This is a genomic window from Curtobacterium sp. 314Chir4.1, assembly GCF_900215175.1.
GTDB lineage: Bacteria > Actinomycetota > Actinomycetes > Actinomycetales > Microbacteriaceae > Curtobacterium > Curtobacterium pusillum_A.
Map to the genome: position 1 here is coordinate 254,808 of NZ_OCMI01000004.1, position 22,762 is coordinate 277,569.

Annotated in this window: 25 protein-coding genes; all 25 read right to left on the reverse strand. The window is 69.1% G+C overall.

From position 1 onward, the window contains the following. Positions 1-2: 2 nt before the first annotated feature. Positions 3-593: an adenylate kinase gene (locus tag CRP27_RS13965; RefSeq protein ID WP_097181254.1), complete on the reverse strand. Its 591-nt coding sequence runs from the start codon at positions 591-593 to the stop codon at positions 3-5. Then, positions 590-1,912: a preprotein translocase subunit SecY gene (gene secY, locus CRP27_RS13970; RefSeq protein WP_079237374.1), complete on the reverse strand. Its 1,323-nt coding sequence runs from the start codon at positions 1,910-1,912 to the stop codon at positions 590-592. The genes CRP27_RS13965 and secY overlap by 4 nt, the downstream gene beginning before the upstream one ends. A 145-nt stretch (positions 1,913-2,057) precedes the next feature. Further along, entirely contained in the window at positions 2,058-2,522 is a 465-nt protein-coding gene (gene rplO / locus CRP27_RS13975) for a 50S ribosomal protein L15 (RefSeq protein WP_022906356.1), read from the reverse strand. Continuing rightward, on the reverse strand, positions 2,519-2,704 hold the full coding sequence (rpmD, locus tag CRP27_RS13980; protein WP_022906355.1) for a 50S ribosomal protein L30: 186 nt from the start codon (positions 2,702-2,704) through the stop codon (positions 2,519-2,521). The genes rplO and rpmD overlap by 4 nt, the downstream gene beginning before the upstream one ends. After that, positions 2,704-3,525 (reverse strand): 30S ribosomal protein S5, encoded by an 822-nt coding sequence (rpsE, locus tag CRP27_RS13985; RefSeq protein ID WP_097181255.1) that lies wholly within the window; start codon positions 3,523-3,525, stop codon positions 2,704-2,706. The genes rpmD and rpsE overlap by 1 nt, the downstream gene beginning before the upstream one ends. After that, entirely contained in the window at positions 3,522-3,896 is a 375-nt protein-coding gene (gene rplR / locus CRP27_RS13990) for a 50S ribosomal protein L18 (protein WP_031261773.1), read from the reverse strand. Before rplR ends, rpsE begins: the two co-directional genes overlap by 4 nt. A 2-nt stretch (positions 3,897-3,898) precedes the next feature. Continuing rightward, complete coding sequence (rplF, locus tag CRP27_RS13995; protein WP_031261772.1) at positions 3,899-4,435, reverse strand: 50S ribosomal protein L6; 537 nt, start codon at positions 4,433-4,435, stop codon at positions 3,899-3,901. Positions 4,436-4,441: 6 nt separating this feature from the next. Further along, positions 4,442-4,840: a 30S ribosomal protein S8 gene (gene rpsH, locus CRP27_RS14000; protein ID WP_022906351.1), complete on the reverse strand. Its 399-nt coding sequence runs from the start codon at positions 4,838-4,840 to the stop codon at positions 4,442-4,444. Positions 4,841-4,993: 153 nt separating this feature from the next. Then, positions 4,994-5,584, reverse strand: a complete 591-nt coding sequence (rplE, locus tag CRP27_RS14005; protein ID WP_022906350.1) for a 50S ribosomal protein L5 — start codon at positions 5,582-5,584, stop codon at positions 4,994-4,996. Then, positions 5,584-5,943 carry a 50S ribosomal protein L24 gene (rplX, locus tag CRP27_RS14010; RefSeq protein ID WP_022906349.1) on the reverse strand — a complete coding sequence of 120 codons (360 nt, stop codon included), beginning with the start codon at positions 5,941-5,943 and terminating at the stop codon, positions 5,584-5,586. The genes rplE and rplX overlap by 1 nt, the downstream gene beginning before the upstream one ends. A 3-nt stretch (positions 5,944-5,946) precedes the next feature. Beyond that, positions 5,947-6,315, reverse strand: coding sequence for a 50S ribosomal protein L14 (rplN, locus tag CRP27_RS14015; RefSeq protein ID WP_017885523.1), 369 nt, complete (start codon positions 6,313-6,315; stop codon positions 5,947-5,949). A gap of 31 nt (positions 6,316-6,346) precedes the next feature. After that, positions 6,347-6,631 (reverse strand): 30S ribosomal protein S17, encoded by a 285-nt coding sequence (gene rpsQ, locus CRP27_RS14020; protein WP_022906348.1) that lies wholly within the window; start codon positions 6,629-6,631, stop codon positions 6,347-6,349. Further along, positions 6,631-6,951 carry a 50S ribosomal protein L29 gene (gene rpmC, locus CRP27_RS14025; RefSeq protein WP_071292542.1) on the reverse strand — a complete coding sequence of 107 codons (321 nt, stop codon included), beginning with the start codon at positions 6,949-6,951 and terminating at the stop codon, positions 6,631-6,633. The genes rpsQ and rpmC overlap by 1 nt, the downstream gene beginning before the upstream one ends. After that, the gene (gene rplP, locus CRP27_RS14030) at positions 6,951-7,370 is read right to left on the reverse strand and encodes a 50S ribosomal protein L16 (RefSeq protein WP_066657030.1); all 420 of its coding nucleotides are present in this window, start codon (positions 7,368-7,370) and stop codon (positions 6,951-6,953) included. The genes rpmC and rplP overlap by 1 nt, the downstream gene beginning before the upstream one ends. Before the next feature lie 2 nt (positions 7,371-7,372). Beyond that, entirely contained in the window at positions 7,373-8,170 is a 798-nt protein-coding gene (gene rpsC / locus CRP27_RS14035; protein ID WP_022906345.1) for a 30S ribosomal protein S3, read from the reverse strand. Beyond that, a complete protein-coding gene (rplV, locus tag CRP27_RS14040; protein WP_022906344.1) occupies positions 8,170-8,562 on the reverse strand; it encodes a 50S ribosomal protein L22 in 393 nt (130 codons plus the stop codon). The genes rpsC and rplV overlap by 1 nt, the downstream gene beginning before the upstream one ends. Before the next feature lie 25 nt (positions 8,563-8,587). Then, entirely contained in the window at positions 8,588-8,869 is a 282-nt protein-coding gene (gene rpsS, locus CRP27_RS14045; protein WP_022906343.1) for a 30S ribosomal protein S19, read from the reverse strand. 11 nt (positions 8,870-8,880) lie between these two features. Further along, the gene (gene rplB / locus CRP27_RS14050; RefSeq protein ID WP_092091221.1) at positions 8,881-9,720 is read right to left on the reverse strand and encodes a 50S ribosomal protein L2; all 840 of its coding nucleotides are present in this window, start codon (positions 9,718-9,720) and stop codon (positions 8,881-8,883) included. Between the two features lie 18 nt (positions 9,721-9,738). After that, on the reverse strand, positions 9,739-10,038 hold the full coding sequence (gene rplW / locus CRP27_RS14055; protein WP_097181256.1) for a 50S ribosomal protein L23: 300 nt from the start codon (positions 10,036-10,038) through the stop codon (positions 9,739-9,741). Continuing rightward, positions 10,035-10,694, reverse strand: coding sequence for a 50S ribosomal protein L4 (gene rplD / locus CRP27_RS14060; protein ID WP_097181257.1), 660 nt, complete (start codon positions 10,692-10,694; stop codon positions 10,035-10,037). Before rplD ends, rplW begins: the two co-directional genes overlap by 4 nt. Positions 10,695-10,696: 2 nt before the next feature. Continuing rightward, positions 10,697-11,350, reverse strand: a complete 654-nt coding sequence (rplC, locus tag CRP27_RS14065) for a 50S ribosomal protein L3 (protein ID WP_022903285.1) — start codon at positions 11,348-11,350, stop codon at positions 10,697-10,699. 13 nt (positions 11,351-11,363) lie between these two features. Continuing rightward, the gene (gene rpsJ / locus CRP27_RS14070; protein WP_022903286.1) at positions 11,364-11,672 is read right to left on the reverse strand and encodes a 30S ribosomal protein S10; all 309 of its coding nucleotides are present in this window, start codon (positions 11,670-11,672) and stop codon (positions 11,364-11,366) included. Between the two features lie 518 nt (positions 11,673-12,190). After that, positions 12,191-13,000, reverse strand: a complete 810-nt coding sequence (locus tag CRP27_RS14075; protein WP_176505612.1) for a DarT ssDNA thymidine ADP-ribosyltransferase family protein — start codon at positions 12,998-13,000, stop codon at positions 12,191-12,193. 81 nt (positions 13,001-13,081) lie between these two features. Continuing rightward, positions 13,082-14,059: a DNA topoisomerase IB gene (locus CRP27_RS14080; RefSeq protein WP_097181259.1), complete on the reverse strand. Its 978-nt coding sequence runs from the start codon at positions 14,057-14,059 to the stop codon at positions 13,082-13,084. 95 nt (positions 14,060-14,154) lie between these two features. Further along, positions 14,155-22,707: an isopeptide-forming domain-containing fimbrial protein gene (locus CRP27_RS14085; RefSeq protein ID WP_176505613.1), complete on the reverse strand. Its 8,553-nt coding sequence runs from the start codon at positions 22,705-22,707 to the stop codon at positions 14,155-14,157. Positions 22,708-22,762: the final 55 nt, after the last annotated feature.

Here is a 22,762-nt window from a genome sequence, read left to right on the forward strand (position 1 = left end):
GGTCAGACGCCCGCGGTCAGCCCACGCGACGACAGCGCCGCCTGGATCCGGTCCCCGACCTCGTCGATGCCACCGAGGCCGTCGACGTCGACCACGAGGCCACGCTCGCCGTACGCGGCGACGATCGGGGCGGTCTGCTCCGTGTACACCTGCTGGCGACGACGGATCGTCTCTTCGTTGTCGTCGCTGCGGCCCTGTTCCTCCGCACGCTTCAGCAGCCGGCCGACGAGCTCGTCCTGGTCGGCGACGAGCTGGATGACGGCGTCGATGCCCGTGCCCTGCTCGGCGAGCAGCGCGTCGAGGTACTCGACCTGCCCGACCGTGCGGGGGTAGCCGTCGAGGAGGAACCCGCCCTCGGCGTCGGCCTCGTTCAGGCGCGACTTGACGAGCTCGTTCGTCAGGGAGTCCGGGACGTAGTCGCCCGCGTCCATGATCGCCTTGGCCTGCACACCGAGCGGGGTGCCCTCTGCCACGTTCTTGCGGAAGATGTCACCCGTCGAGACGGCGGGGATCCCGAACGCCTCGGCGATGCGACCGGCCTGGGTGCCCTTCCCGGCTCCGGGAGGTCCGACGATGATGAGACGTGCGCTCAACGGAGAAGCCCTTCGTAGTGACGCTGCTGCAGCTGCGAGTCGATCTGCTTCACGGTCTCGAGGCCGACACCCACGATGATGAGGATGCTCGCGCCGCCGAACGGGAAGTTCTGGTTCGCACCGAAGAACGCCAGTGCGCCCAGCGGGATCAGTGCGATGAGACCGAGGTACAGGGAGCCGGGCAACGTCACCCGGGTGAGAACGTAGTCGAGGTACTCGGCCGTGGGTCGACCGGCCCGGATGCCCGGGATGAAGCCGCCGTACTTCTTCATGTTGTCGGCGACCTCTTCGGGGTTGAAGGTGATCGCGACGTAGAAGTACGTGAACCCGACGATGAGCAGGAAGTACAGGGCCATGTAGAACCAGTTGTCACCCGAGGTCAGGTTGTTCTGGATCCACGTCACCCAGGCGGCCGGCTCCTTGCCGTCCGACGGCTGGTTGAACTGCGCGACCAGGGCCGGCAGGTAGAGCAGCGACGAGGCGAAGATGACGGGCACGACACCGGCCATGTTGACCTTGATCGGGATGTACGTGTTGTTGCCGCCGTACGTGCGACGACCGACCATGCGCTTGGCGTACTGGACGGGGATGCGTCGCTGGGACTGCTCGACGAACACGACGGCCATCATGATGACCAGCCCGACGAGGATGACGAACAGGAAGACCTCGAAGCCGTTCGACTGCTCGATGGCCCAGAGCGCCGACGGGAACTGCGCCGCGATCGACGTGAAGATCAGGAGCGACATGCCGTTGCCGATGCCGCGCTCGGTGACGAGCTCGCCCATCCACATGATGAGGCCGGTACCGGCGGTCAGCGTGACGACCATGAGCATGATCGCGTACCAGCTGTCGTTCGAGATGATCGACGAGCAGGAGGACGACGCGTTCGTGCCGAAGAGGGCACCGGAGCGGGCGACCGTGATCAGGGTGGTGGACTGCAGCACGCCCAGCGCGATGGTGAGGTAGCGCGTGTACTGCGTCAGCTTGGCCTGACCGGTCTGCCCCTCCTTGTAGAGGGCGTCGAAGTGCGGGATGACCACGCGCAGGAGCTGCACGATGATCGACGACGTGATGTACGGCATGATCCCGAGCGCGAAGACCGAGAGCTTCAGCAGCGCGCCACCCGAGAACAGGTTGATCAGGTCGTAGAGACCCTGCTGCGACGAAGCGCTGGCGAGACAGGTCTGCACGGAGGCGTAGTCGACGAACGGCGCGGGGATGTACGACCCCAGGCGGAACAGCGCGATGATCGCGAGGGTGAAGCCGATCTTCTTGCGAAGATCGGGGGTGCGCATGATGCGCGCGACCGCTCTGAACACGAGGACTCCGAACTTCTGGGACCGGCGGCCCTCGAGGGACCGTCACCGGTGTGGTCGGCAGGACCGACCTGGTCGGCGGACGCCGACCACTGTCAAGGAAACCGTAACGGCGGCCCGTGCGCAAACGCACGGGCCGCCGACGGGGTTACTGGGAGACGGTGCCGCCAGCAGCCGCGATCTTCTCGGCGGCGGACGCCGAGACCTTGTCGACCGAGACCGTGAGCTTCACGCTGATGTCACCCTGACCGAGAACCTTGACCTTCTCGTTCTTGCGGACGGCGCCCTTGGCGACCAGGTCCGCGACGGTGACGTCGCCACCGTTGGGGTAGAGCTCCGCGATCTTGTCCAGGTTCACGACCTGGTACTCGACGCGGAACGGGTTCTTGAACCCGCGGAGCTTCGGGGTGCGCATGTGCAGCGGCATCTGCCCACCCTCGAACCCGACCTTGACCTGGTAACGAGCCTTCTGGCCCTTGGTACCACGGCCGGCGGTCTTGCCCTTGGAGCCCTCACCGCGGCCGACGCGGGTGCGAGCCTTCTTGGCACCCTCGGCGGGACGAAGGTGGTGCAGCTTCAGGACCTGCACGCGCTCGTTCTTCTCGTCGCTCATGCGTCGACCTCCTCGACCTTCACGAGGTGCGCGACCGTCGCGACGTACCCGCGGTTCTGGGCGTTGTCCTCACGCAGGACCGTACGGCCGATGCGCTTGAGACCCAGGCTGCGGAGCGTGTCGCGCTGGTACTGCTTCTCGCTGATAACGGACTTCGTCTGCGTGATCTTCAGCATCGCCATCACGCACCTGCCTTCTCGGACGCGGCACGCAGAGCAGCGGCCTCGGCCTGGAGCAGACGGTCCGGGACGACCCGGTCGACGGGGAGACCGCGGCGGCTTGCGACCGCGCGGGGCTCCTCGAGCTGCTGCAGCGCCTCGACGGTCGCGTGCACGATGTTGATGGTGTTCGACGAGCCGAGCGACTTGCTCAGGACGTCGTGGATGCCGGCGCACTCGAGGACGGCGCGGACCGGACCACCGGCGATGACACCGGTACCGGCAGCGGCCGGACGGAGGAGCACGACACCGGCAGCGGCCTCACCCTGCACGGGGTGCGGGATGGTGTTGCCGACGCGCGGGACGCGGAAGAAGTTCTTCTTCGCTTCCTCGACACCCTTCGAGATGGCGGTCGGGACCTCGCGGGCCTTGCCGTAGCCGACGCCCACGAGACCGTTGCCGTCACCGACGACGACGAGCGCGGTGAAGCTGAAGCGACGACCACCCTTGACGACCTTGGAGACGCGGTTGATGGTCACGACGCGCTCGAGGAACTGGCTGTCGCCACCCCGCCCGTTGCGGTCGTTGCCACGGCCGCCACCCTGCTGACGGTCGCGCCCGCCACCACGGCGGCCACGGTTGTCGGCGGAGTCGCGGTTGTTCGATGCCGAACCCGCTGCGGTCTCGACGGGACGCTCGACGACCGGAACCTCGGGCTCCTTGGCCGCGGGGGCCTTGGCGCTCGTGTCGGCCTCGGCGGTCGCGGTGGACTCGACGGCCTCGGTCGACTCGACCTCGGTCGACTCGACGTTGGCGTCTTCGTTCGTGTTCGCGATGTCGCTCACAGGTTCAGCCCTCCTTCACGGGCACCATCGGCGATCGCGGCGACGCGACCGGCGTACTTGCTACCACCGCGGTCGAAGACCACGGCCTCGACGCCAGCGGCCTTCGCGCGCTCGGCGAGGAGTTCGCCGACGCGACGGGCCTTGGCCGTCTTGTCGCCGTCGAACGTACGGAGGTCGGCCTCCATCGTCGACGCGCTGGCCAGCGTGTGGCCCTTGGCGTCGTCGATGACCTGGACGAACACGTGACGCGCCGAACGGGTGACAGCGAGACGCGGACGGGCCTCGGTGCCGGTGATCTTCTTGCGGAGACGGTTGTGACGGCGCGCCTTGGCGGCCGACTTGCTCTTGCCTCGTGTCTTGAGGAGACCCATGATCACTTACCTGACTTTCCGGCCTTGCGGCGCACGATCTCGCCGGCGTAGCGAACACCCTTGCCCTTGTAGGGCTCGGGCTTGCGCAGCTTGCGGATGTTTGCAGCGACCTCGCCGACGGACTGCTTGTCGATGCCGTTGACGGTCAGCTTGTTGTTGCCCTCGACGGCGAAGCTGATGCCCGCGGGCGGCTCGACCGTGATCGGGTGGGAGTAGCCGAGCGCGAACTCGACGTTGTTGCCCTTCGCCTGCACGCGGTAACCGGTGCCGACGACCTCGAGGCCCTTGGAGTAGCCCTGGGTGACACCGACGATGTTGTTCGCGATGAGGGTACGGGTCAGGCCGTGCAGCGCACGCGAGCTGCGCTCGTCGTCCGGACGGGTGACGAGGACCTGGTTCTCCTCGACCTTGGCCTGGATGGGCTCCGCGACGACGAGCGCGAGCTCGCCCTTCGGGCCCTTGACCGCGACGTTCTGGCCGTCGATGGAGACGGTCACGCCAGCGGGGATGTCAATGGGAAGACGTCCGATTCGAGACATTGTCGATCACCACACGTAGGCGAGGACTTCCCCACCCACGCCCTTCTGCTCGGCTTCGCGGTCGGTGAGCAGTCCCGACGAGGTCGAGAGGATCGCCACGCCGAGGCCACCGAGGACCTGGGGGATCTCCGTCGACTTCGCGTACACCCGGAGACCGGGCTTCGAGACGCGCTTGATGCCGGCGATCGAGCGCTCGCGCTCGGGGCCGTACTTCAGGTCGATCGTGAGGGTCTCGCCGACGCGGGCGTCCTCGATCTTCCACTCGCTGATGTAGCCCTCGCGCTTGAGGATCTCAGCGATGTTCTTCTTCAGCTTGGAGCTGGGAAGCGAGACGGCGTCGTGGTGCGCCGAGTTCGCGTTCCGCAATCTGGTCAGCATGTCTGCGACCGGATCGGTCATCGTCATGATGGTCGTCCATTCTTCGCCTGGTTTCGACACCCGTTCCACGAATGCCGACCTGAGCGATCGGGTGATCCCGGGGCGATTCCCCTGGATCGGTGTGTTCGTGCGTGCGGGCCGGAGGACGTGAATCCTCCGGCCCGCACCGCCCGAAGTATCTTAGACCGTCTGCTCGGCAGAACGGAACGGGAACCCGAGCTGGCGGAGCAGCGCGCGGCCCTCGTCGTCCGACTTCGCGGTGGTCACGACGGTGATGTCGAAGCCACGCACGCGGTCGATGCGGTCCTGGTCGATCTCGTGGAACACGGACTGCTCCGTGAGACCGAACGTGTAGTTGCCGTTGCCGTCGAACTGCTTGTCGCTGAGGCCGCGGAAGTCGCGGATGCGGGGCAGTGCGAGGGTGACGAGACGGTCGATGAACTCCCACGCGCGGTCACCGCGGAGGGTGACGTGCGCGCCGATGGCCTGGCCCTCACGCAGCTTGAACTGCGCGATGGACTTGCGGGCCTTCGTGACCTGGGGCTTCTGACCCGTGATCGCCGTGAGGTCCTTGATGGCCCCCTCGATGATCTTCGAGTCGCGAGCGGCCTCGCCGACGCCGGTGTTCACGACGACCTTGACCAGGCCGGGGACCTGGTTGACGTTCGCGTACCCGAACTGCTCGGTGAGGGCAGCCTTGATCTCGTTCTTGTACTTCTGCTTGAGGCGCGGCTCGACCTTGGTCGCCGGCGCGGCAGTCGTGTCGGTCATCAGAGCTTCTCACCCGACTTCTTGGCGTAGCGGACGCGGACGGTCTTCTTGACGCCGTCCTTCTCCACCTCTTCGTTGCGGAAACCGACGCGGGTCGGCTTCTTGGTCTTCGGGTCGACGATGGCGACGTTCGACACGTGGATCGGAGCCTCGTGCTGCTCGATGCCGCCGGTCTTCGAGCCGCGCTGCGTCTGGCCGACGCGGACGTGCTTCGTGACGAAGTTCACGCCCTCGACGACGACACGGTTCTTGTCCTTGAGGACCTCGATGACCTTGCCCTGCTTGCCACGGTCACCGCCGCGCTCCTGCTTGGCACCCGTGATGACCTGGACCAGGTCACCCTTCTTGATGTTCGCCATGGCTTACAGCACCTCCGGCGCGAGCGAGATGATCTTCATGAACTTCTTGTCACGGAGCTCGCGACCGACCGGACCGAAGATGCGCGTGCCGCGCGGGTCGCCGTCAGCCTTGAGGATCACTGCCGCGTTCTCGTCGAACTTGATGTAGGAGCCGTCCTGACGACGGGTCTCCTTCTTGGTGCGAACGATGACCGCCTTGACGACGTCACCCTTCTTCACGTTGCCGCCGGGGATGGCGTCCTTCACCGTGGCGACGATGACGTCACCGAGACCGGCGTAGCGACGACCCGAGCCACCGAGCACGCGGATGGTCAAGATCTCCTTGGCACCCGTGTTGTCGGCGACCTTGAGGCGGGATTCCTGCTGAATCACTGCTGTCTCCTATTCCGAAGCAGGCCGGGGCCTACTTGGCCTTCTCGAGGATCTCGACCAGGCGCCAGCGCTTGGAAGCGCTGAGGGGACGGGTCTCGCTGATCACGACGAGGTCGCCGACACCAGCGGTGCCGAGCTCGTCGTGGGCCTTCACCTTGGACGTGCGACGGATGATCTTGCCGTAGAGCGCGTGCTTCACGCGGTCCTCGACCTCGACCACGATGGTCTTGTCCATCTTGTCGCTCGTGACGTAGCCACGACGCGTCTTGCGGTAGCCGCGAGCGGAGGCGGCGGAGGTCTTCTCTTCGTTCGCCATTACTTCTCCTCGGCGGTCTCGGCCTCGGTCGACTCAGCCGGCTTCTCAGCCTTCTTGGTCGTCTTCTTGGCCTTGGTGGCGGTCTCGACGGGCGCGGGAGTGGCACGGATGCCGAGCTCGCGCTCGCGGAGGACGGTGTAGATGCGTGCGATGTCGCGCTTGACGGCACGGAGACGACCGTGGCTCTCCAGCTGGCCGGTGGCCGACTGGAAGCGGAGGTTGAAGAGTTCCTCCTTGGCCTTCTTCAGTTCGTCAGCAAGACGCTCGTTCTCGAACGTGTCGAGCTCCGTCGGACGGAGCTCCTTGGAACCGATCGCCATTATGCGTCGCCCTCCTCGCGCTTGATGATGCGTGCCTTGAGGGGCAGCTTGTGGATTGCACGGGTCAGCGCCTCACGGGCGATGTCCTCGCTGACGCCGGAGAGCTCGAAGAGCACACGACCCGGCTTGACGTTGGCGACCCACCACTCGGGGGAACCCTTACCGGAACCCATGCGGGTCTCGGCGGGCTTCTTCGTGAGCGGACGGTCCGGGTAGATGTTGATCCACACCTTGCCGCCACGCTTGATGTGACGCGTCATGGCGATACGAGCGGACTCGATCTGACGGTTGGTCACGTAAGCGGGCGTGAGGGCCTGGATACCGAAGTCACCGAACGACACCTTGGTGCCACCGGTGGCCTGGCCCGAACGCTTCGGGTGGTGCTGCTTGCGGTGCTTGACTCGACGGGGAATAAGCATGGTTACGCCTCAACTCCTGCGCCGGCCGGCGCGTCCTGCGGAGCCTGCTGCTGACGTCCACCGCGGTCGCCGCCACGGCGGTCGCCGCGCTCGCCACGGGGGCCGCCACGACGCTCGGGGCGCGACGAACGCTGGTTCGCCTGCTCGCGAGCGAGCTCCTTGTTCGTGATGTCGCCCTTGTAGATCCAGACCTTCACGCCGATGCGGCCGAACGTGGTCCGGGCCTCGTAGAAGCCGTAGTCGATGTTCGCGCGGAGCGTGTGCAGGGGCACGCGGCCCTCGCGGTAGAACTCCGAGCGCGACATCTCAGCGCCGCCGAGACGGCCGGACACCTGGATGCGGACACCCTTGGCACCGGCGCGCTGTGCACCCTGCAGGCCCTTGCGCATGGCGCGACGGAACGCGACACGAGCGGAGAGCTGCTCGGCGATGCCCTGCGCGACGAGCTGGGCCTCGGTCTCGGGGTTCTTGACCTCGAGGATGTTGAGCTGGATCTGCTTCTTGGTGAGCTTCTCGAGCTCGCCACGGACGCGCTCCGCCTCGGCGCCACGGCGACCGATGACGATGCCCGGACGCGCAGTGTGGATGTCCACGCGGACACGGTCACGGGTGCGCTCGAGCTCGATGCGGGCGACGCCGGCGCGGTCGAGGGTCTTCTTCAGGTACTCGCGCACCTTGATGTCCTCGGCCACGTAGTCGGCGTACCGCTGACCCGGCTTCGTGCTGTCGGTGAACCAGTGCGAGACGTGGTCCGTCGTGATCCCGAGACGGAAGCCGTACGGGTTGACCTTCTGGCCCATTACTTGCTCGCCTTCTTGCTCGTCGCGGCAGCCTCGACCTCATCCGGCGTCGCGAGGACGACCGTGATGTGGCTGGTGCGCTTGTTGATGCGGAAGGCGCGGCCCTGGGCGCGCGGCTGGAACCGCTTCAGGGTCGTACCTTCGTCGACGAAGACGCGGCTCACGTAGAGGTCGCGCTCGTCGAGGAAGCTGTTCGTCGAGTCCGCCTTCACCCGGGCGTTCGCGATCGCCGAGGCGACCAGCTTGTACACGGGCTCCGAAGCGCCCTGGGGGGCGAACTTCAGGATGGCGAGCGCCTCGTGGGCCTGCTTGCCGCGGATCAGCTCGATGACGCGACGGGCCTTCTGAGGCGTGACGCGGATGTGTCGCACGCGTGCGATCGACTCCACCATTTCGTTCCTCCTCTGCGTCGCCGCGTTAGCGGCGACGGCCCTTCTTGTCGTCCTTCACGTGACCACGGAAGGTGCGGGTCGGCGCGAACTCGCCGAGCTTGTGACCGACCATCGACTCGGTGACGAACACCGGGATGTGCTTGCGGCCGTCGTGCACGGCGATCGTGTGCCCGAGCATGTTCGGGATGATCATCGAGCGACGCGACCAGGTGCGGATCACGTTCTTGGTGTTGGCCTCGTTCTGCGTGACGACCTTGCGGAGCAGGTGCTCGTCGACGAAGGGGCCCTTCTTCAGACTGCGTGGCATCTTCTGAACTCCTACTTGCGCTTCTTGCCGGCGTTACGGCGACGGACGATGAGCTTGTCGCTCGGCTTGTTCGGCTTGCGCGTGCGACCCTCGGCCTGACCCCACGGGCTGACCGGGTGACGGCCACCGGAGGTCTTGCCCTCGCCACCACCGTGCGGGTGGTCGACCGGGTTCATCGCGACACCACGAACGGTCGGGCGGACGCCCTTCCAGCGCATGCGGCCGGCCTTGCCCCAGTTGATGTTCGACTGCTCGGCGTTGCCGACCTCGCCGATCGTGGCGCGGCAGCGGGCGTCGACGTTGCGGACCTCGCCTGACGGCAGACGGAGCTGCGCGTAGGGGCCGTCCTTGGCGACGAGACGCACCGAGGCGCCGGCCGAACGAGCGAGCTTGGCGCCGCCACCGGGGCGGAGCTCGATCGCGTGCACGACGGTACCCACGGGGATGTTGCGCAGCGGCAGGTTGTTGCCCGGCTTGATGTCCGCGCCGGCACCCTGCTCGATGACGTCGCCCTGCTTGAGCTTGTTCGGCGCGATGATGTAGCGCTTCGTGCCGTCCACGTAGTGCAGGAGCGCGATGCGCGCCGTGCGGTTCGGGTCGTACTCGATGTGCGCGACCTTGGCGTCCACGCCGTCCTTGTCGTGACGACGGAAGTCGATCACGCGGTACTGGCGCTTGTGGCCACCACCGATGTGACGGGTGGTGATGCGGCCGGAGCTGTTGCGTCCACCGGTCTTCGGCAGCGGACGAAGCAGCGACTTCTCCGGCGTCGAACGGGTGATCTCAGCGAAGTCGGCGACCGACGAGCCGCGACGACCGGGGGTCGTCGGCTTGTAGTTACGAATAGCCATGATTTATCCCTCTGGTCCTCAGCCGACAGCCGTGAAGATGTCGATCGAACCGGACTTGAGCGTCACGATGGCGCGCTTGGTGTCCTTGCGCTTGCCCAGGCCGAAACGCGTGCGACGGGTCTTGCCCGGACGGTTCAGCGTGTTGATGCTCGCGACCTTGACGTCGAAGATCTTCTCGATGGCGAGCTTGATCTCGGTCTTGTTCGAACGGGGGTCCACGATGAACGTGTACTTGCCCTGGTCGATCAGGCCGTAGCTCTTCTCCGAGACGACCGGCGAGATGATGATGTCGCGCGGGTCCTTGTTGAAGCCGCTCATGCGGAGATCTCCTTCGCGGTCTTCGACGCGATGAAGGCGTCGAGTGCGCTCTTGCTGAAGACGAGCGCGTCGGCCTTGAGCACGTCGTAGGCGTTGAGCTGGCCGTACGAGAGCGCGTGGACGTTCGGCAGGTTGCGGATCGACTTGAGCGTGAGCTCGTCGTCCTGCTCGAGCACGATGAGCACGTGCTTGACGGGCGCGACCTTCTCGAGGAGCGTGCGGGCGGTCTTGGTCGACGGCACCTCGGCCGTGACGAAGCCCTCCACAGCGGCGATGCGGCCACCGCGGGCGCGGTCCGAGAGCGAGCCGAGCAGAGCAGCGGCGATCATCTTCTTCGGGGTGCGCTGCGAGTAGTCGCGCGGGGTCGGTCCGTGGACGACGCCACCGCCGGTGTGCTCCGGAGCGCGGACCGAACCCTGACGGGAGCGGCCGGTGCCCTTCTGCTTGAACGGCTTGCGACCGGCACCGCGGACTTCGCCGCGGTTCTTGGTCTTGTGGGTGCCCTGACGCGCGGCGGCGAGCTGCGCGGTGACGACCTGGTGGATCAGCGGGACGTTGGTCTCGACGTCGAAGAGCTCAGCGGGGAGCTCGACGGTGCCGGACTTGGTACCCGATGGGTCGAGGACGTCGATCGTGGTTGCGGTCGTGGTGGCCATGATCACTTACCCTTCACGGCGGTGCGGACGAAGACGGAGCGGCCGCGAGCACCGGGGACGGCGCCCTTGACGAGCAGCAGACCCTTCTCGGCGTCGACGGCGTGCACCGTGAGGTTGAGGACGGTCACGCGCTCGCCACCCATGCGACCAGCCATTCGCATGCCCTTGAAGACACGCGACGGGGTCGACGAAGCACCGATCGAGCCGGGCTTGCGGTGGTTGCGGTGCGCACCGTGCGAAGCGGACACACCGGCGAAGCCGTGGCGCTTCATGACACCGGCGAAGCCCTTGCCCTTGGACGTGCCGACGACGTCGACCTTCTGGCCGGCCTCGAAGGTGTCGACGGTGAGCTCCTGGCCGAGCGTGTACTCAGCGGAGTCGTTGGTGCGGATCTCCGTGAGGGTCCGACGCGGGGTGACCCCGGCGGCCTCGAAGTGACCGGCGGCCGGCTTGTTCACCTTGCGCGGGTCGATGGCGCCGGCGGCGATCTGGATCGCCTCGTAGCCGTCGCGCTCGACGTTGCGGATCTGGGTGACCACGTTCGGGCCGACCTCGATCACGGTGACGGGGATGAACTTGTTGTTCTCGTCCCACACCTGGGTCATCCCGAGCTTCTTGCCGAGGAGGCCCTTGACGGTCTTGGTTGAATTCGCCATCAGTGCAGCCCCCTTACAGCTTGATCTCGATGTTGACGTCGGCCGGGAGGTCGAGTCGCATGAGCGAGTCGACGGCCTTCGGCGTCGGGTCGACGATGTCGATGACCCGCTTGTGCGTGCGCTTCTCGAAGTGCTCGCGCGAGTCCTTGTACTTGTGGGGAGAACGGATCACGGTGACCACGTTCTTCTCGGTGGGGAGCGGCACCGGGCCGACCACGGTCGCACCGGCACGGGTCACCGTGTCGACGATCTTCCGGGCCGACGTGTCGATGACCTCGTGGTCGTACGACTTGAGCCGGATGCGGATCTTCTGTCCCGCCATGTGTCTCTTGTCCTCTCTGCGCCGCGCACCCTCGGGCCGCCTGACGCCGCCGTCACCGTGCATTCCTGCACGACTTGGCTGTTTTCCTGAACCAACCGGCCGCATCCGCTGGGGATGACCGCTGTTCTCCTGTCAACCGCGCGGGGCGACATGGGCCGTCCAGCGTGGGCATGTCGCTTCCCCCACGTCCGGACACAGCAGTGGCCGGGCGCATTCGAGGGAGTCGATCGTGTTCTGCTGCCTGCGGCCCAACCCAGCCCTGCTGAACAAGGGGGTTGTGCACTGCCAGAGCAGTGATCCTGCGCACGCGGACGCACGCGGAATTCGGAACCGGACAAGTCTCGCATAGGCACGGCATCCGTGCAACCCGGGCGTGTCGCGATTCACGGGCGTGTCGGGATCGGCCCGCTTCCCCGGATCCGCGGGGATCGGCGGCCTGGAGGCTCGGGTCGGCCCCGACACGCAGCATGCCCTCCGGAGCGGGTCAGGAGGGCATGTGCGGGAGGTCGGTGCGGACCCTACTCGGCGACCACCGGCGGGACGAACCACGGCGGGAAGACGGCCACCCGGGGAGCATGTCCGCCGTGGTCCTGCAGGACGGCCTTGACGGTCTGCCGGACGCGGTCGTTCGGCACGCCGATCACGGCGACGGCGGAGAACGGCACGCTCGGCCCGGCGAGCAGCTCGAGCTCGTGCATCTCCGGGTCGGTGAAGTCCGTGCGGCGGATGAGGTTCGTCGCGGCCTCGGGACCGACGGCGAAGCGCACGTCCTCGGCGTCGGCGTCCTGGTCGGCGACGATCACCGACGCGCCGAAGGCCGACACGGGCACGACGAGCATGATGTACTCCGTCGCCCGGGTCCGGCGCGCCGCGTCGGACCAGCGCTCGCCCTCGGCGCCGGTGCGGAGCTCGTCCCAGCGGGTGGCGTCCGGGGAGAGCGTGAACGGCACGTGACCGGCGACCGGGGATCCGTCCGGGGCAGTGGCCTCGGCCCGCGCCGCACGGGCGGAGGCGGAGGCGACGTCGACGACCGGCGTCACGGCGTCCGACGCGAGGATCGCCCCGGAGCCGACGATGTCGTCGAGGTTGTCCACGTGGGTGACGTGGTGGGCCCGCAGCGACGCGAAGTCACGCGCCTCGGGCAGGTCGGGGACCGGCGACCGCAGCGAGGACGCGGGTGCGGCGGCCTGGCCGGGGACGCTCCGGAGCGAGGTGGTGATCCGGGTACGGCGCGGGGTCGGGGTGGGGGTCTCCGCTGCCTCGCGCTGGCGCGGGGCGCAGATGTCGCAGAGCTCGGTGGGGAATCCGTGGATGCACTCGTCAGTCACGACTGGTGGGGGTCCTTCCGTGCCCGGGTGGGGGTGATCGGGCACGAGGTCCAACGGTACGTCATCCCGGCCCCTTCCCGGTCACTGTCGGTAGAGCAGTGCGCGGACCTCGGACTCGGCCGCGTGCGTGCGGGCGGGGTCGATGGTCTCGCCGTGGTCGTAGGCGTCGAGCAGGCGCGGGTCGATGTAGCTCTGCCGGCACACCGTCGGGGTGTTGCCGAGTTCCTCGCTCGCGACCTTGACGGCGTGCGAGACGGCCTTCCGCCGCTTCGCCTGGGAGGCCTGCGGCCCCGTGGACGCCAGGTCGACGGCGGCGGCCACCGTGCCGTGCAGCGTCCGGAAGTCCTTCGCGGTGAACTCGTCCCCCGCGCGCTCCTTCACGTACGCGTTGATGTCCTCGGCGGACAGCGGCTCCCACTCGGCGCCGCGGCGCTCACGGAACGAGAGCAACCGGGCGTTCGGACCCCGCCGCTTCATGCCCGCGATGACCGTCGCGAGGTCGGGGTCGTGGATCGACGACGACCACTCCTGGCCGCTCTTGCCCGGGAAGTCGAGCTCGATGTCGTCGCCGGAGACGTGTGCGTGCGCGCACAGCAGGGTGGACAGGCCGCGGCTGCCGTGCTCGGTGGCGTACCGCTCCGACCCGACCCGCAGGGAACCCTGGTCGAGCATCCGGAAGGCCGCCGCGAGGGCACGCTGCCGGTCGGGTTCCGGGCGTCGGAGATCCATGGTGACCCCGCGTCGCGCGACCGGCAGGGACTCGGCGAGTGCGAGGGCGCGGTCGTACTTGATCCGGTCCATGCGCTCGCGCCAGGACGGGTGGTACATGTACTGCCGCCGTCCGGCACCGTCGATCCCGGTGGCGAGGACGTGGCCGTTGTCGTACGGCGAGATCCAGACGTCGTCCCACGCGGGCGGGATGACGAGGTCCTCGAGACGCTGCCGGACCGCGGCGTCGGTGACGGTGTTGCCGTCCGGGTCGCGGTACGAGAACCCACGGCCGCTGCGGACGCGGTGGTAGCCGCGACCGTTGGTCGCGGAGCGGCGGAGACGTGTCACGTCCTCGATGCAACTCGCTGCCGCCTGTGACCCGGCCCGGCGACGGACTGGAGGCACGGTGCCAGCTGGCACCGTGCCTCCAGTCCGTCAGGTGGTCACGCTCGGCGACGTCGGCGCGTCACCAGCAGGACGCCACCGGCTGCCATCGCGAGGAGCGCGATCAGCGCACCGATCCCGAGTCCGGCCGCACCCGTGAAGGCGAGCTCGCCCGCCGGCTTCGGCGCGTCGCGCACCGGGGCAGGGTCGCTGGCGCGCATCGGGTCCGTCGGGCTGGCGGAGCCGGCGATCGGCACCACCTGCGTCGTCGGCGACTCCACCGTGGCGACGTTCGTGATGCGGTCAGGGGCGTCGGTCGCGACCTTCGCCGTGACCTGGAACGCGACCTCGCCGTCGACCGCGAGCGGACCCGTCAGCGTGCAGGTGACGGTCTGCCCGGTGGTGCACGTCGCAGCCTTCGCGTCGTTCACGCTCACCAGGGTGAGGCCGGCGGGCAGGCGGTCGGTGACGACCACGGGGCCCGGGTCCTCGGTGAGGCCGTCGTTGCGCACCGTGATGGTGTAACCGACGGTCTGGCCGCGGACGACCTGACCCGTGTGGGTCTTCGTGACCGACAGGCTGGACGCGGGGTCGACCGCGAGCTCGTCGGCCGCCTCGTTGTCGGCGAGCGTCGTCTCGGTCGTGGTCGTCGCGACGGTCGCGCTCGGCTGCACGCCAGGGTAGGCGGCGGCCGTCGGGGTCTGGCGCACCGTGATGACCGGCGCGAGCGAACCGGCCGGCAGCGTCCCCGCCAGGGCGAACGACACCGTGGTCGATCCGTCGGCGGCGTGCACCACACCGGTGACCGTCCACGCGGGGTCGGCCTCGGTCGAGACGTACGTCAGCCCCTTCGGCAGCGTGTACGTCGCCGTGACGCCGTCGGCGTCGGACAGCCCGGCGTTCCGGACCTGGATCGTCTCCGGCAGGTCCTCGCCGATGACCGCGGTGCCGTCGTGGCCGATCGTGATCGCCACGTTCGCCACCTCGTCGACGTCGAGCGGGCTCGTCACCGGCTGGTCGTTCGTGCCGACCGGCGGGTTGGTGCCCTGCCCGGTGATGACCGCGCGGTTCTCGATCGTGCCGGCGGTGGAGCCGGACGCGACCTTCGTGGTGATCCACAGGCCGGGGGCGTCCGTCCCGGCGACGATCGTCGTCGGGAGGGAGCACGTGACGAGGGTCGGGTCGGTGACGCCGTCGCAGGTCCACACGGCGCCGTCGCTCGAGGCGCCGGTGAACGTCAGGCCCTCGGGCAGCTGGTCGGTGACGACCGTGGTGGGCTGCTCGTCGGACGGTCCCTCGTTGCGGACCTGCAGGAGCCAGACCTGCTCCGCACCCGCGGTGACCCGCTTGGCGGCCGTGGTCGAGCCCACCTTCGCGACCGGGGTCTTCGTCAGGCCGAGGGCCGCGTGCGTCGTCACCGTGACGTCGTCGCCGGCGGTGTCGTTCGCCGGGTCCGTGTCGGGCGTCGCGCTCGACACGGTCGCGGTGTTGCGGAGCGTGCCGGCCGGGGTGCCTGATGCGATCGAGGCCGTCACGTGGAACACGGCGGTGGCACCGCTCGCCAGGTTGCCGGTCGTCCAGGTGCGCGCGTCGGCGCCCTGCTCCCAGGCAGCGTCGGTCGTCACCTTCCGGATCGTCATGCCCGCGGCCGGGGTGTCGGTCCAGGAGACGTCCTGCGCGTCCGAGGGGCCGTCGTTCGTCACGGTGACGTCGTACGTGACGTCCGTGCCGGCGTCGGCGCTCGGGGCGCTCGTGCGCTGCTTGGTGATCGACAGGTCGGCGTGCGTGGTGACGTCGACGGTCGCCTCGTCGTGCACGACCGGACCGGACGCCGTGATGGGCGAGGCCGTCGCGGTGTTCACGATCGACGAGCCCCGGAAGGAGGCCGGCACGTGCACGGTCAGGACGATCGTGTTCGGGTCGGTGGCCCCCGCCGCGATGCCGTCGGTACTGGACAGCGTCAGGACGCCGTCCGCGTTCGACTCGAGGGTCCAGTGCTGCTCGGTCTCCGGGGACAGGCCGCGGAACTCCACGCCGGCGGGCAGGGTGTCCTGCACCCGGACGCTCGGCGTCCGGTCGTCGCCGGCCGGCAGGTCGGACGGGCCCTTCGGGTTCGCGACCGTGATCGTGTAGGTGACGTCCTTCCCGGCGTCGACCGTCTCGACGTCGGCGGTCTTCGTCACCGAGAGCCCGGCCGTCTGGGAGGCGTCGCTCCGTGCCTGGTCCTGGGCGGTCGCGGCGTTGTCGGCCGTCACCACGGCGGTGTTCACCAGGGTGCCGGTGAAGGACGACGGGGTCGTCACGGTGATGGTGAACGTCGTGCTCTTCCCGGCGGCGAGGGTGCCGCCGAGCACGCAGGTCACGTCGGTGCCGTCGGCGGCCGGGGCCGTGCAGGTCCAGGCGCCGTCGGTCTGCGTGACGGTGTCGGTCCCCTTGTCGACGAAGGTGTCGGACCGGAGGCGCGTGCCCGACTCGAGCGTGTCCGTCACCTGCACCGTGCGGGCGTCGGCCGTCCCGGTGTTCGTCACCGTGACGGTCCAGTCCGCCGGGTCGCCGGCGACCAGCGCCTCGGACCCGAAGGCCTTGTCGATGGTCAGCGACGTGGTGTCGTCCACCGCGGTGGTCGCCTTCGAGTCGTCGTTCGACGTCGTGGGGTCGGTCGTCTTCGAGGAGTCGACCGCGACCGCTGCGGTGTTCACGATCGACTGCGCCGCGGTGACGTCCGAGTGCACGGTCGCGGTGACGGTGATCGCGCCGGCGGTGGTGCCGTTCGCGAGGCCGTCGCGGGTGCAGGTCACGGTGTCGTCGTCCGTGTCACAGGTCCACGCGGCGTCGGTCGAGGTGGCGCTGACGAGCGTCACGGTGTCGGGCAGCGTGTCCGTGACGGTCACCGTGCCGCGTGCGTCCGAGACGCTCTCCACGGTGGTGTCCTGACGGTTCTGGACGGACAGGTTCCACGAGATCGTCCGTCCGGCCTGGGCCTCCTCGGACGGGCCGGTCTTCGTGATCGCGAGGTCGGCGATGGCGACCGGGGTCACGCTCGCGGTGTCGCTGTCGTTCCCGGCCTTCGGGTCGAAGGTCTGGCCCGTGCCCTGGTGGATCGTGGCGGTGTTGCGGATCGCCGTCAGCGGCGCGTTCGCCGGCAGGGTCAGCGCGACGTCGAGCTCGGGGAACGAGGCGCCCTTCGCGACGGTGGCACCGTTGACGCACGACCACGTGCCGTCGGTCGGGGTGCAGGTCCAGCCGCTGCCCGTGAAGGCCAGGGTCGCCCCCGTGGGCAGGCCGGTCGGGGCGTCGACGACGGTGGTGCCGTGGGCGGCGTCGTCGCCCGTGTTGGTCACCGTGATGGTCCAGGCCTTCGCGGTGGTGGCACCGGCGACGACCTTCGCGGTCGTGGCCGTCTTCGTCAGGGCGAGGTCGGCCGCTGCGATCCGGGCCGTGGCCGTCGCGTCGTCACCACCACCGGGGTAGGAGACGAACGAACCGTCGCCGCCGTCGTACGCGGTGCCACCCGAGGCGTCCGTGACGGTCGCCGTGACGTGGTTGGTGTGCGCGATCGCGGTACCGGCGCCGGGCGTCGTGGCCGCGTCGGCGGTCGGGGTCGCCCGGTAGTGCAGGGTCATCGTGGCGTTCGCCCCGAGCTGGCCGAGGCTCGACCAGGTGAGGGTGCTGCCGTCCGTCGTGGGGTCGGCCACCCGGGCGGCGGCTCCGCCGTCACGGGCGAGCGTGGCGCTGCCGGCGACGTACTGCCAGTTCGCCGGCAGGACGTCCTTCGCGGCGACGTTGGTCGCGGCGCTGCCGGTGTTGGTGAAGGTCACCGAGAAGTCCGAGGCGACGCCGACGTAGGACAGGCCGCCGAGGGTGTCGTTCGACTTCGCGACGGCGACCTTCGGGAACGCCGGGGTGACGGTGGCCTTCGCCTGCACGGCGTCGTAGGTCGCGCCGCCGGTCGCCAGACTGCGGTACTCACCGGTGGAGGCGGTGTTCACGAGCGGCGCGCCGCTCAGCGAGACGTCCTCCGCGAGCGTCGCGGAGTACGTGTGCTGCACGGATGCGCCGGCTCCACCGACGGTGGTCGACGGCCAGGTGATCACGCCGCCGCCGCAGTCCCCGGAACCGGTGCGCAGGGAACCGCCGTCGGAGATCGATGCGCCGTCGACCACGACGCCCGCGGGCACGCAGTCGGTGACGGTCGTGTCGTACGCCGGCGACGCGCCCTTGGCGTTCGTCACGGTGACGGTGTAGCGGACGGACTGGCCGGGCTCGACGTCGAGGGCGGTGCTCGTGGTCCCGAGCACCGTCGCGGTCTTGCCGATCGACAGCGACGGTGCCACGACCGAGGCGTTCGCCGGGTTCGAGGTCGCCGAGCCGTCGGTCGGAGCCGTCCCCTTCGCGGTCTTGTCCCACGCGAAGGTGGCCGTGTTCGACAGGGCCGTGCCCGCGGTGGCGCTCGTGGACAGGCGGACCGGGATCGACACGGTCACGACCACGGCCTGCGGCCGCCCCGTCGCGATGTCGCTGACGGACACTGTCACGGTGCGCGTCCCAGCGTCGACGGCGCCCGTCGCGGTGACGGTGCTGTCCGACGTCGTCGCGGTCAGGGTGCCGTCGACGGTCAGACCGGCGGGCAGCGTGTCCGTGAGGCGGGCGTCGAAGACCGCCACGTTCGCGGGGATCGTCGCCGTCACCTGGTAGGTCGCCGCGTCACCCGGGCGGACCGGCAGCGCCGTGCCGTTTGCCGGGTTCGTCGTGGCCGGGGTGCCGGCGGAACCGTCGGTGTCCGACCAGGTGGGCGCGGTGAGCTGCTTCGAGACGGACGGGGACGCCACCGTGATGGTGTCGTCGGCGCTGGCGGTCTGGACGTAGGTCGCGCCGGCCGTCGCGTAGTCGGTGTCGAGGCTCGAGCCGACGACCTTCGCGGTGTTCGCGTAGCTGGTGCCGGCAGGGGCCTTGTCGGCAAGGGTGCCGGTCACCGTGACGGTGGCCGAGGCGCCGGGGGCCAGCGTGCCGACGTTCCACGCGTGCAGGGTGCGGTCGGTGCCGCACGTGCCGAGCGCATCGCGTTGTGCCTGGGTCGGGGTCACCTCCGTTCGCGACGAGCCGGTGAACTGCAGCGACGACGGGAAGCAGTCCGCGACGAGGACACTGCGCGCGTCGGTCGTGGTCGACTTGTTCGTCGCGGTGAGCGTCCACGTCACGACGTCCTGGCCGGAGACGACGGCACCGTTCCGGTCGTCGGTCTTCGTGATGGAGAGGTTCGGTGCGGTCACCGCGACCTTGACCTGCGACGTCGGCGCGACCGTCGTCCCGGTGACCGGGTCGGTGCTGCGGAACGTCGCGGTGTTCGTGATCGTCGCCGACGAGAACGTCGTGCCGTCCGACTTCGGGTACGCACCGGTGCCGGCGGACACCGCGAGCCCGGAGACCGTGACGGTGAAGGTCACGTCAGCCGTGGTGGTGTTGTTGAACACGCTCGGGAAGACGAGCGCGCCACCCCCGTTCGTGTTGGTCGTGGCACCGCCGGTGAACGTGAAGTCCTGGCCGCCGTAGGTGACGGTCGTGTCGCCGTCGGTCATGCCGCGCGTCGCCGCGTTCGCGGTCCCGGGCATGCCCAGCGTCCACGTCGTGGCACTCGTGGTCTGCAGCCCGGTGACCGAGGCCAGCGGGTCCACCAGTGACGCGGTACCGACGCTCGTGCCGGCCTTCACGGTCACCGAGTAGGTGTACTTGAGCGGCTGCCCCGGCACGGCGTTCAGGCCGGATCGGTTCGTCGCGCCGCCGTCGGTGCCACCGTTCTTGGCGACGACGACGGGCGTGATCGTCACCTGGCGCTGCGCGTCCGCGCTGACGGCGGCGAGCTGCGATCCGGTCGCACCGGACGCGTGCGCGCTCGTGCCGGCGACGGGTGCGGGCACCCAGGTCTGCGCGGTCCCGGTGTCGGCCGTGGTGTCGAAGCGCACGACCGAGGCGGAGTTCTTGTAGGCGGTGCCGGCGAACGACTGGGCCGGGACCTGCATCGTGTAGAGCAGGTCGGTGGTCGCGCCGGACGCGATCGGGCCGACGCCCGTCCACACGATGAAGGAACGCTTCGAGAACGTCGATGACGCTCCCGTCGGTGCTGTGTCGGTGCAGGTGCCACCGCTGGCGGATGCGTCGACCGCGCTGCAGACGATCCCTGCGGGCAAGGCGTCCCAGACCGAGACGTTGCTGATCGGGTACCCGCCACCGGTGCCGGCCGGGTTCGTGACGCTGACCTTGTACTGCAGCAGCTGGCCCTCGGTCGTGTTCGCCGGGTTCACGTTCGCCTTGAGGCTGGCCGCGTCCGCACCCGTCTGCACGATGCTCTTCGCGAGGGCGGCGGAGGCGACCCCGGCGACCTTGTAGTTCGCGGAGGACCGCAGGCTGGTCACGGAGCCGGCGGTGTTCTGCTGGGCGAACTTCATGAGGTTCGCGGTGATGTCCGGAACCGTCGTGCTGGAACCGGCCTTCGCGATCCGGGCGGCGACGTACAGGACGACGGTCGCACCGGCGGTGTCACCGTCGACGTAGGTGCCGCCGGTCGCGGAGGACCCGATCGAGAACGACGCCATCGACGTGCTCGAACCGGTGAGCTTCACCTGCGCGGCCGGGACGGTGCTCTCGGAACCGTAGGCCCAGTCGGTGCCCTCGACCCACTGGGCCGCGGACGCCGTGGTGCCCACGGGGAGCATGTCCGTCACGGTCGCGTTGCGGCTCTGCACGCCGGCGGGGAACGCGACCTGCAGGCGGAAGCAGACGAGGTCGTTGACGGTGAACGGGTCGGCGGGCGTCGCCGACGAGTACGTCCCGGTCGAGGCGGCGCAGTCGGCCGCGCTGGTCACCGGCGAGGTGGTGCTGCGCGGGAGGACCGACTTCGCGATCTGCGGGCTGTCCGAGGTGATCGTCGCCTTCGAGTCGTCGACGACCTGCTGCGTCCCGGAGTCACCGTGCACACCGGTCGAGGTCCCGACGATGGCGACCTTGTTCGTGAAGTCGTCGCCCGCGGCCGTCGGCCCAGCGCTGCCCGCCACGGAGTAGCTCTGACGCATGAGCGCCTTGTACGTCACGGTCGGCGCCGCGTTCGTCGCCTGGTCCGCGATGTGGAACCGGACCGTGAAGGTGCCGTCCGCGGCGGAGTAGGCGACCGAGTCGATCGTGGCACCGGTCATCTGCTGGTCCAGCGCGGCGTTCTTCGCCGGGTCGCAGTCCGCCGGCAGGGTGCCGGTCGTCGGAGTGCCGGCGGGGAACGCCGGGCACAGGCCGTCGGGCAGCGTGTCGGTCAGGGTGATGCCGGCGGAGGACTCGTACTCACTGGTGCGGATGAGGAGCGAGTACGTCGCCAGCTTGCCCGCCGCGAACGAGGTCGGGGAGACGCTCTTGGCGACCGCGAGGTCCATCGCCTCCACCGTCAGCGAGGCGTTCGCCTTCTGCGCGGAGGTCGCCCCACCGCCGACCGAACCGGTGTACGTGCCCTGCGCGTCGACGAGGTTGGTGAGGCCGTGGCCGTTCGAGGTGGTGTCGGCGGTGTTCTGCCGGGTCGACGCGCCGTTGTTGTTGTCGAGGTCGGCCGCCTGCTGCAGCGACGCGGCGGCCGGAGCGGTGGAGCTCGTCGAGGGCTGACCCGGCTGGCCGGCGAACGACATCGTGTTCTCGCGCAGCGGGACGGCGGCCAGGTACTTGATCGTGACGGTCGCCCCCTTGGCGAGGTCACCGACGTTCCAGACGACCTTCGTGTAGACCGACGAGCCCTGGCCCGCGACGGTGTTCACCGTCTCGACGCTCTGCGGCGTGCGGCAGACCGTCGCGTCCCAGGTGCCGGTGGCCTTCGCCGCGGTGGCCGCTGTGAGGGACGGGGCTCCCGCGTACTCCGCGCCCGAGGTGGTGTTGTCGATCGCGCCGCACTGCAGGAACTCGAGTCCGGCGGGCAGGTAGTCGGTCACCAGGACGCCAGTGGTGGGCGCCTGCGCCGTGTTCTTCACCGTCAGCGTGTAGACGGTCGGGTGGTCGTGCACGCCCCGGACGAGCTCGTTCTCCGGGCTCGGCTCGGCCTTCGTGATGCTCAGCGCCGACACCGTCGTGGCGTTCGAGGTCGCGGCAGCGGCGTTGATCCCGGTCCCGGCCGTAGGCGTCCCCGTGGCGCCGTAGGTCGGGAGGGTGCGCGCGTCCGTGCTCGCTGCGACCTGCGCGTCGGCGGTGAAGGCCGTGCCGACCGGCCAGGACGCATCAGCGGACTGGACGGAGAACGAGATCGACTTCTGGTCCCCGGCGACCAGGTCGGAGACGTTCGACCACACGAGGAGCGTTCCGCCGCCCTGCGCGGTGGTCAGCGTCGTGATGACGGGTTCCCCGGTCTGCGTGCCCGCGGAGTTCGGGACGTACGTCACCCCGACCGGGAGCTTGTAGGTGTACCCGAGGTTGTACAGCGCAGTACCACTCCCCGCGGCCGTGGTGTTCTTCGCCGTGATCGTCACGCCGGCCGGTGCACCGTTCAGCACCGAACCGTCCGCCTTGACGGAGACCGACACGAGCGATCCGGCGGCGCTCGTCGGCGCGGCGACCGCGAACACGGACAGCAACGCGGCGAGGAGACTCACCACCACCGCCATTGCGATGGCGCGCGGGCGTGCAGGGAACAGGGCAGAACGCATC

Excerpts from the sequence above, each read along its gene's own strand:
- rplO (WP_022906356.1), bottom strand. The coding sequence starts at position 2,522 with ATGAGCGACGAGAAGAACGAGCGCGTGCAGGTCCTGAAGCTGCACCAC.
- rpmD (WP_022906355.1), bottom strand. The coding sequence starts at position 2,704 with ATGGCGATGCTGAAGATCACGCAGACGAAGTCCGTTATCAGCGAGAAG.
- rplR (WP_031261773.1), bottom strand. The coding sequence starts at position 3,896 with ATGGGTCTCCTCAAGACACGAGGCAAGAGCAAGTCGGCCGCCAAGGCG.
- rplF (WP_031261772.1), bottom strand. The coding sequence starts at position 4,435 with ATGTCTCGAATCGGACGTCTTCCCATTGACATCCCCGCTGGCGTGACC.
- rpsH (WP_022906351.1), bottom strand. The coding sequence starts at position 4,840 with ATGACGATGACCGATCCGGTCGCAGACATGCTGACCAGATTGCGGAAC.
- rplE (WP_022906350.1), bottom strand. The coding sequence starts at position 5,584 with ATGACCGACACGACTGCCGCGCCGGCGACCAAGGTCGAGCCGCGCCTC.
- rplX (WP_022906349.1), bottom strand. The coding sequence starts at position 5,943 with ATGGCGAACATCAAGAAGGGTGACCTGGTCCAGGTCATCACGGGTGCC.
- rpsQ (WP_022906348.1), bottom strand. The coding sequence starts at position 6,631 with ATGGCGAACGAAGAGAAGACCTCCGCCGCCTCCGCTCGCGGCTACCGC.
- rpmC (WP_071292542.1), bottom strand. The coding sequence starts at position 6,951 with ATGGCGATCGGTTCCAAGGAGCTCCGTCCGACGGAGCTCGACACGTTC.
- rplP (WP_066657030.1), bottom strand. The coding sequence starts at position 7,370 with ATGCTTATTCCCCGTCGAGTCAAGCACCGCAAGCAGCACCACCCGAAG.
- rpsC (WP_022906345.1), bottom strand. The coding sequence starts at position 8,170 with ATGGGCCAGAAGGTCAACCCGTACGGCTTCCGTCTCGGGATCACGACG.
- rplV (WP_022906344.1), bottom strand. The coding sequence starts at position 8,562 with ATGGTGGAGTCGATCGCACGCGTGCGACACATCCGCGTCACGCCTCAG.
- rpsS (WP_022906343.1), bottom strand. The coding sequence starts at position 8,869 with ATGCCACGCAGTCTGAAGAAGGGCCCCTTCGTCGACGAGCACCTGCTC.
- rplB (WP_092091221.1), bottom strand. The coding sequence starts at position 9,720 with ATGGCTATTCGTAACTACAAGCCGACGACCCCCGGTCGTCGCGGCTCG.
- rplW (WP_097181256.1), bottom strand. The coding sequence starts at position 10,038 with ATGAGCGGCTTCAACAAGGACCCGCGCGACATCATCATCTCGCCGGTC.
- rplD (WP_097181257.1), bottom strand. The coding sequence starts at position 10,694 with ATGGCCACCACGACCGCAACCACGATCGACGTCCTCGACCCATCGGGT.
- rplC (WP_022903285.1), bottom strand. The coding sequence starts at position 11,350 with ATGGCGAATTCAACCAAGACCGTCAAGGGCCTCCTCGGCAAGAAGCTC.
- rpsJ (WP_022903286.1), bottom strand. The coding sequence starts at position 11,672 with ATGGCGGGACAGAAGATCCGCATCCGGCTCAAGTCGTACGACCACGAG.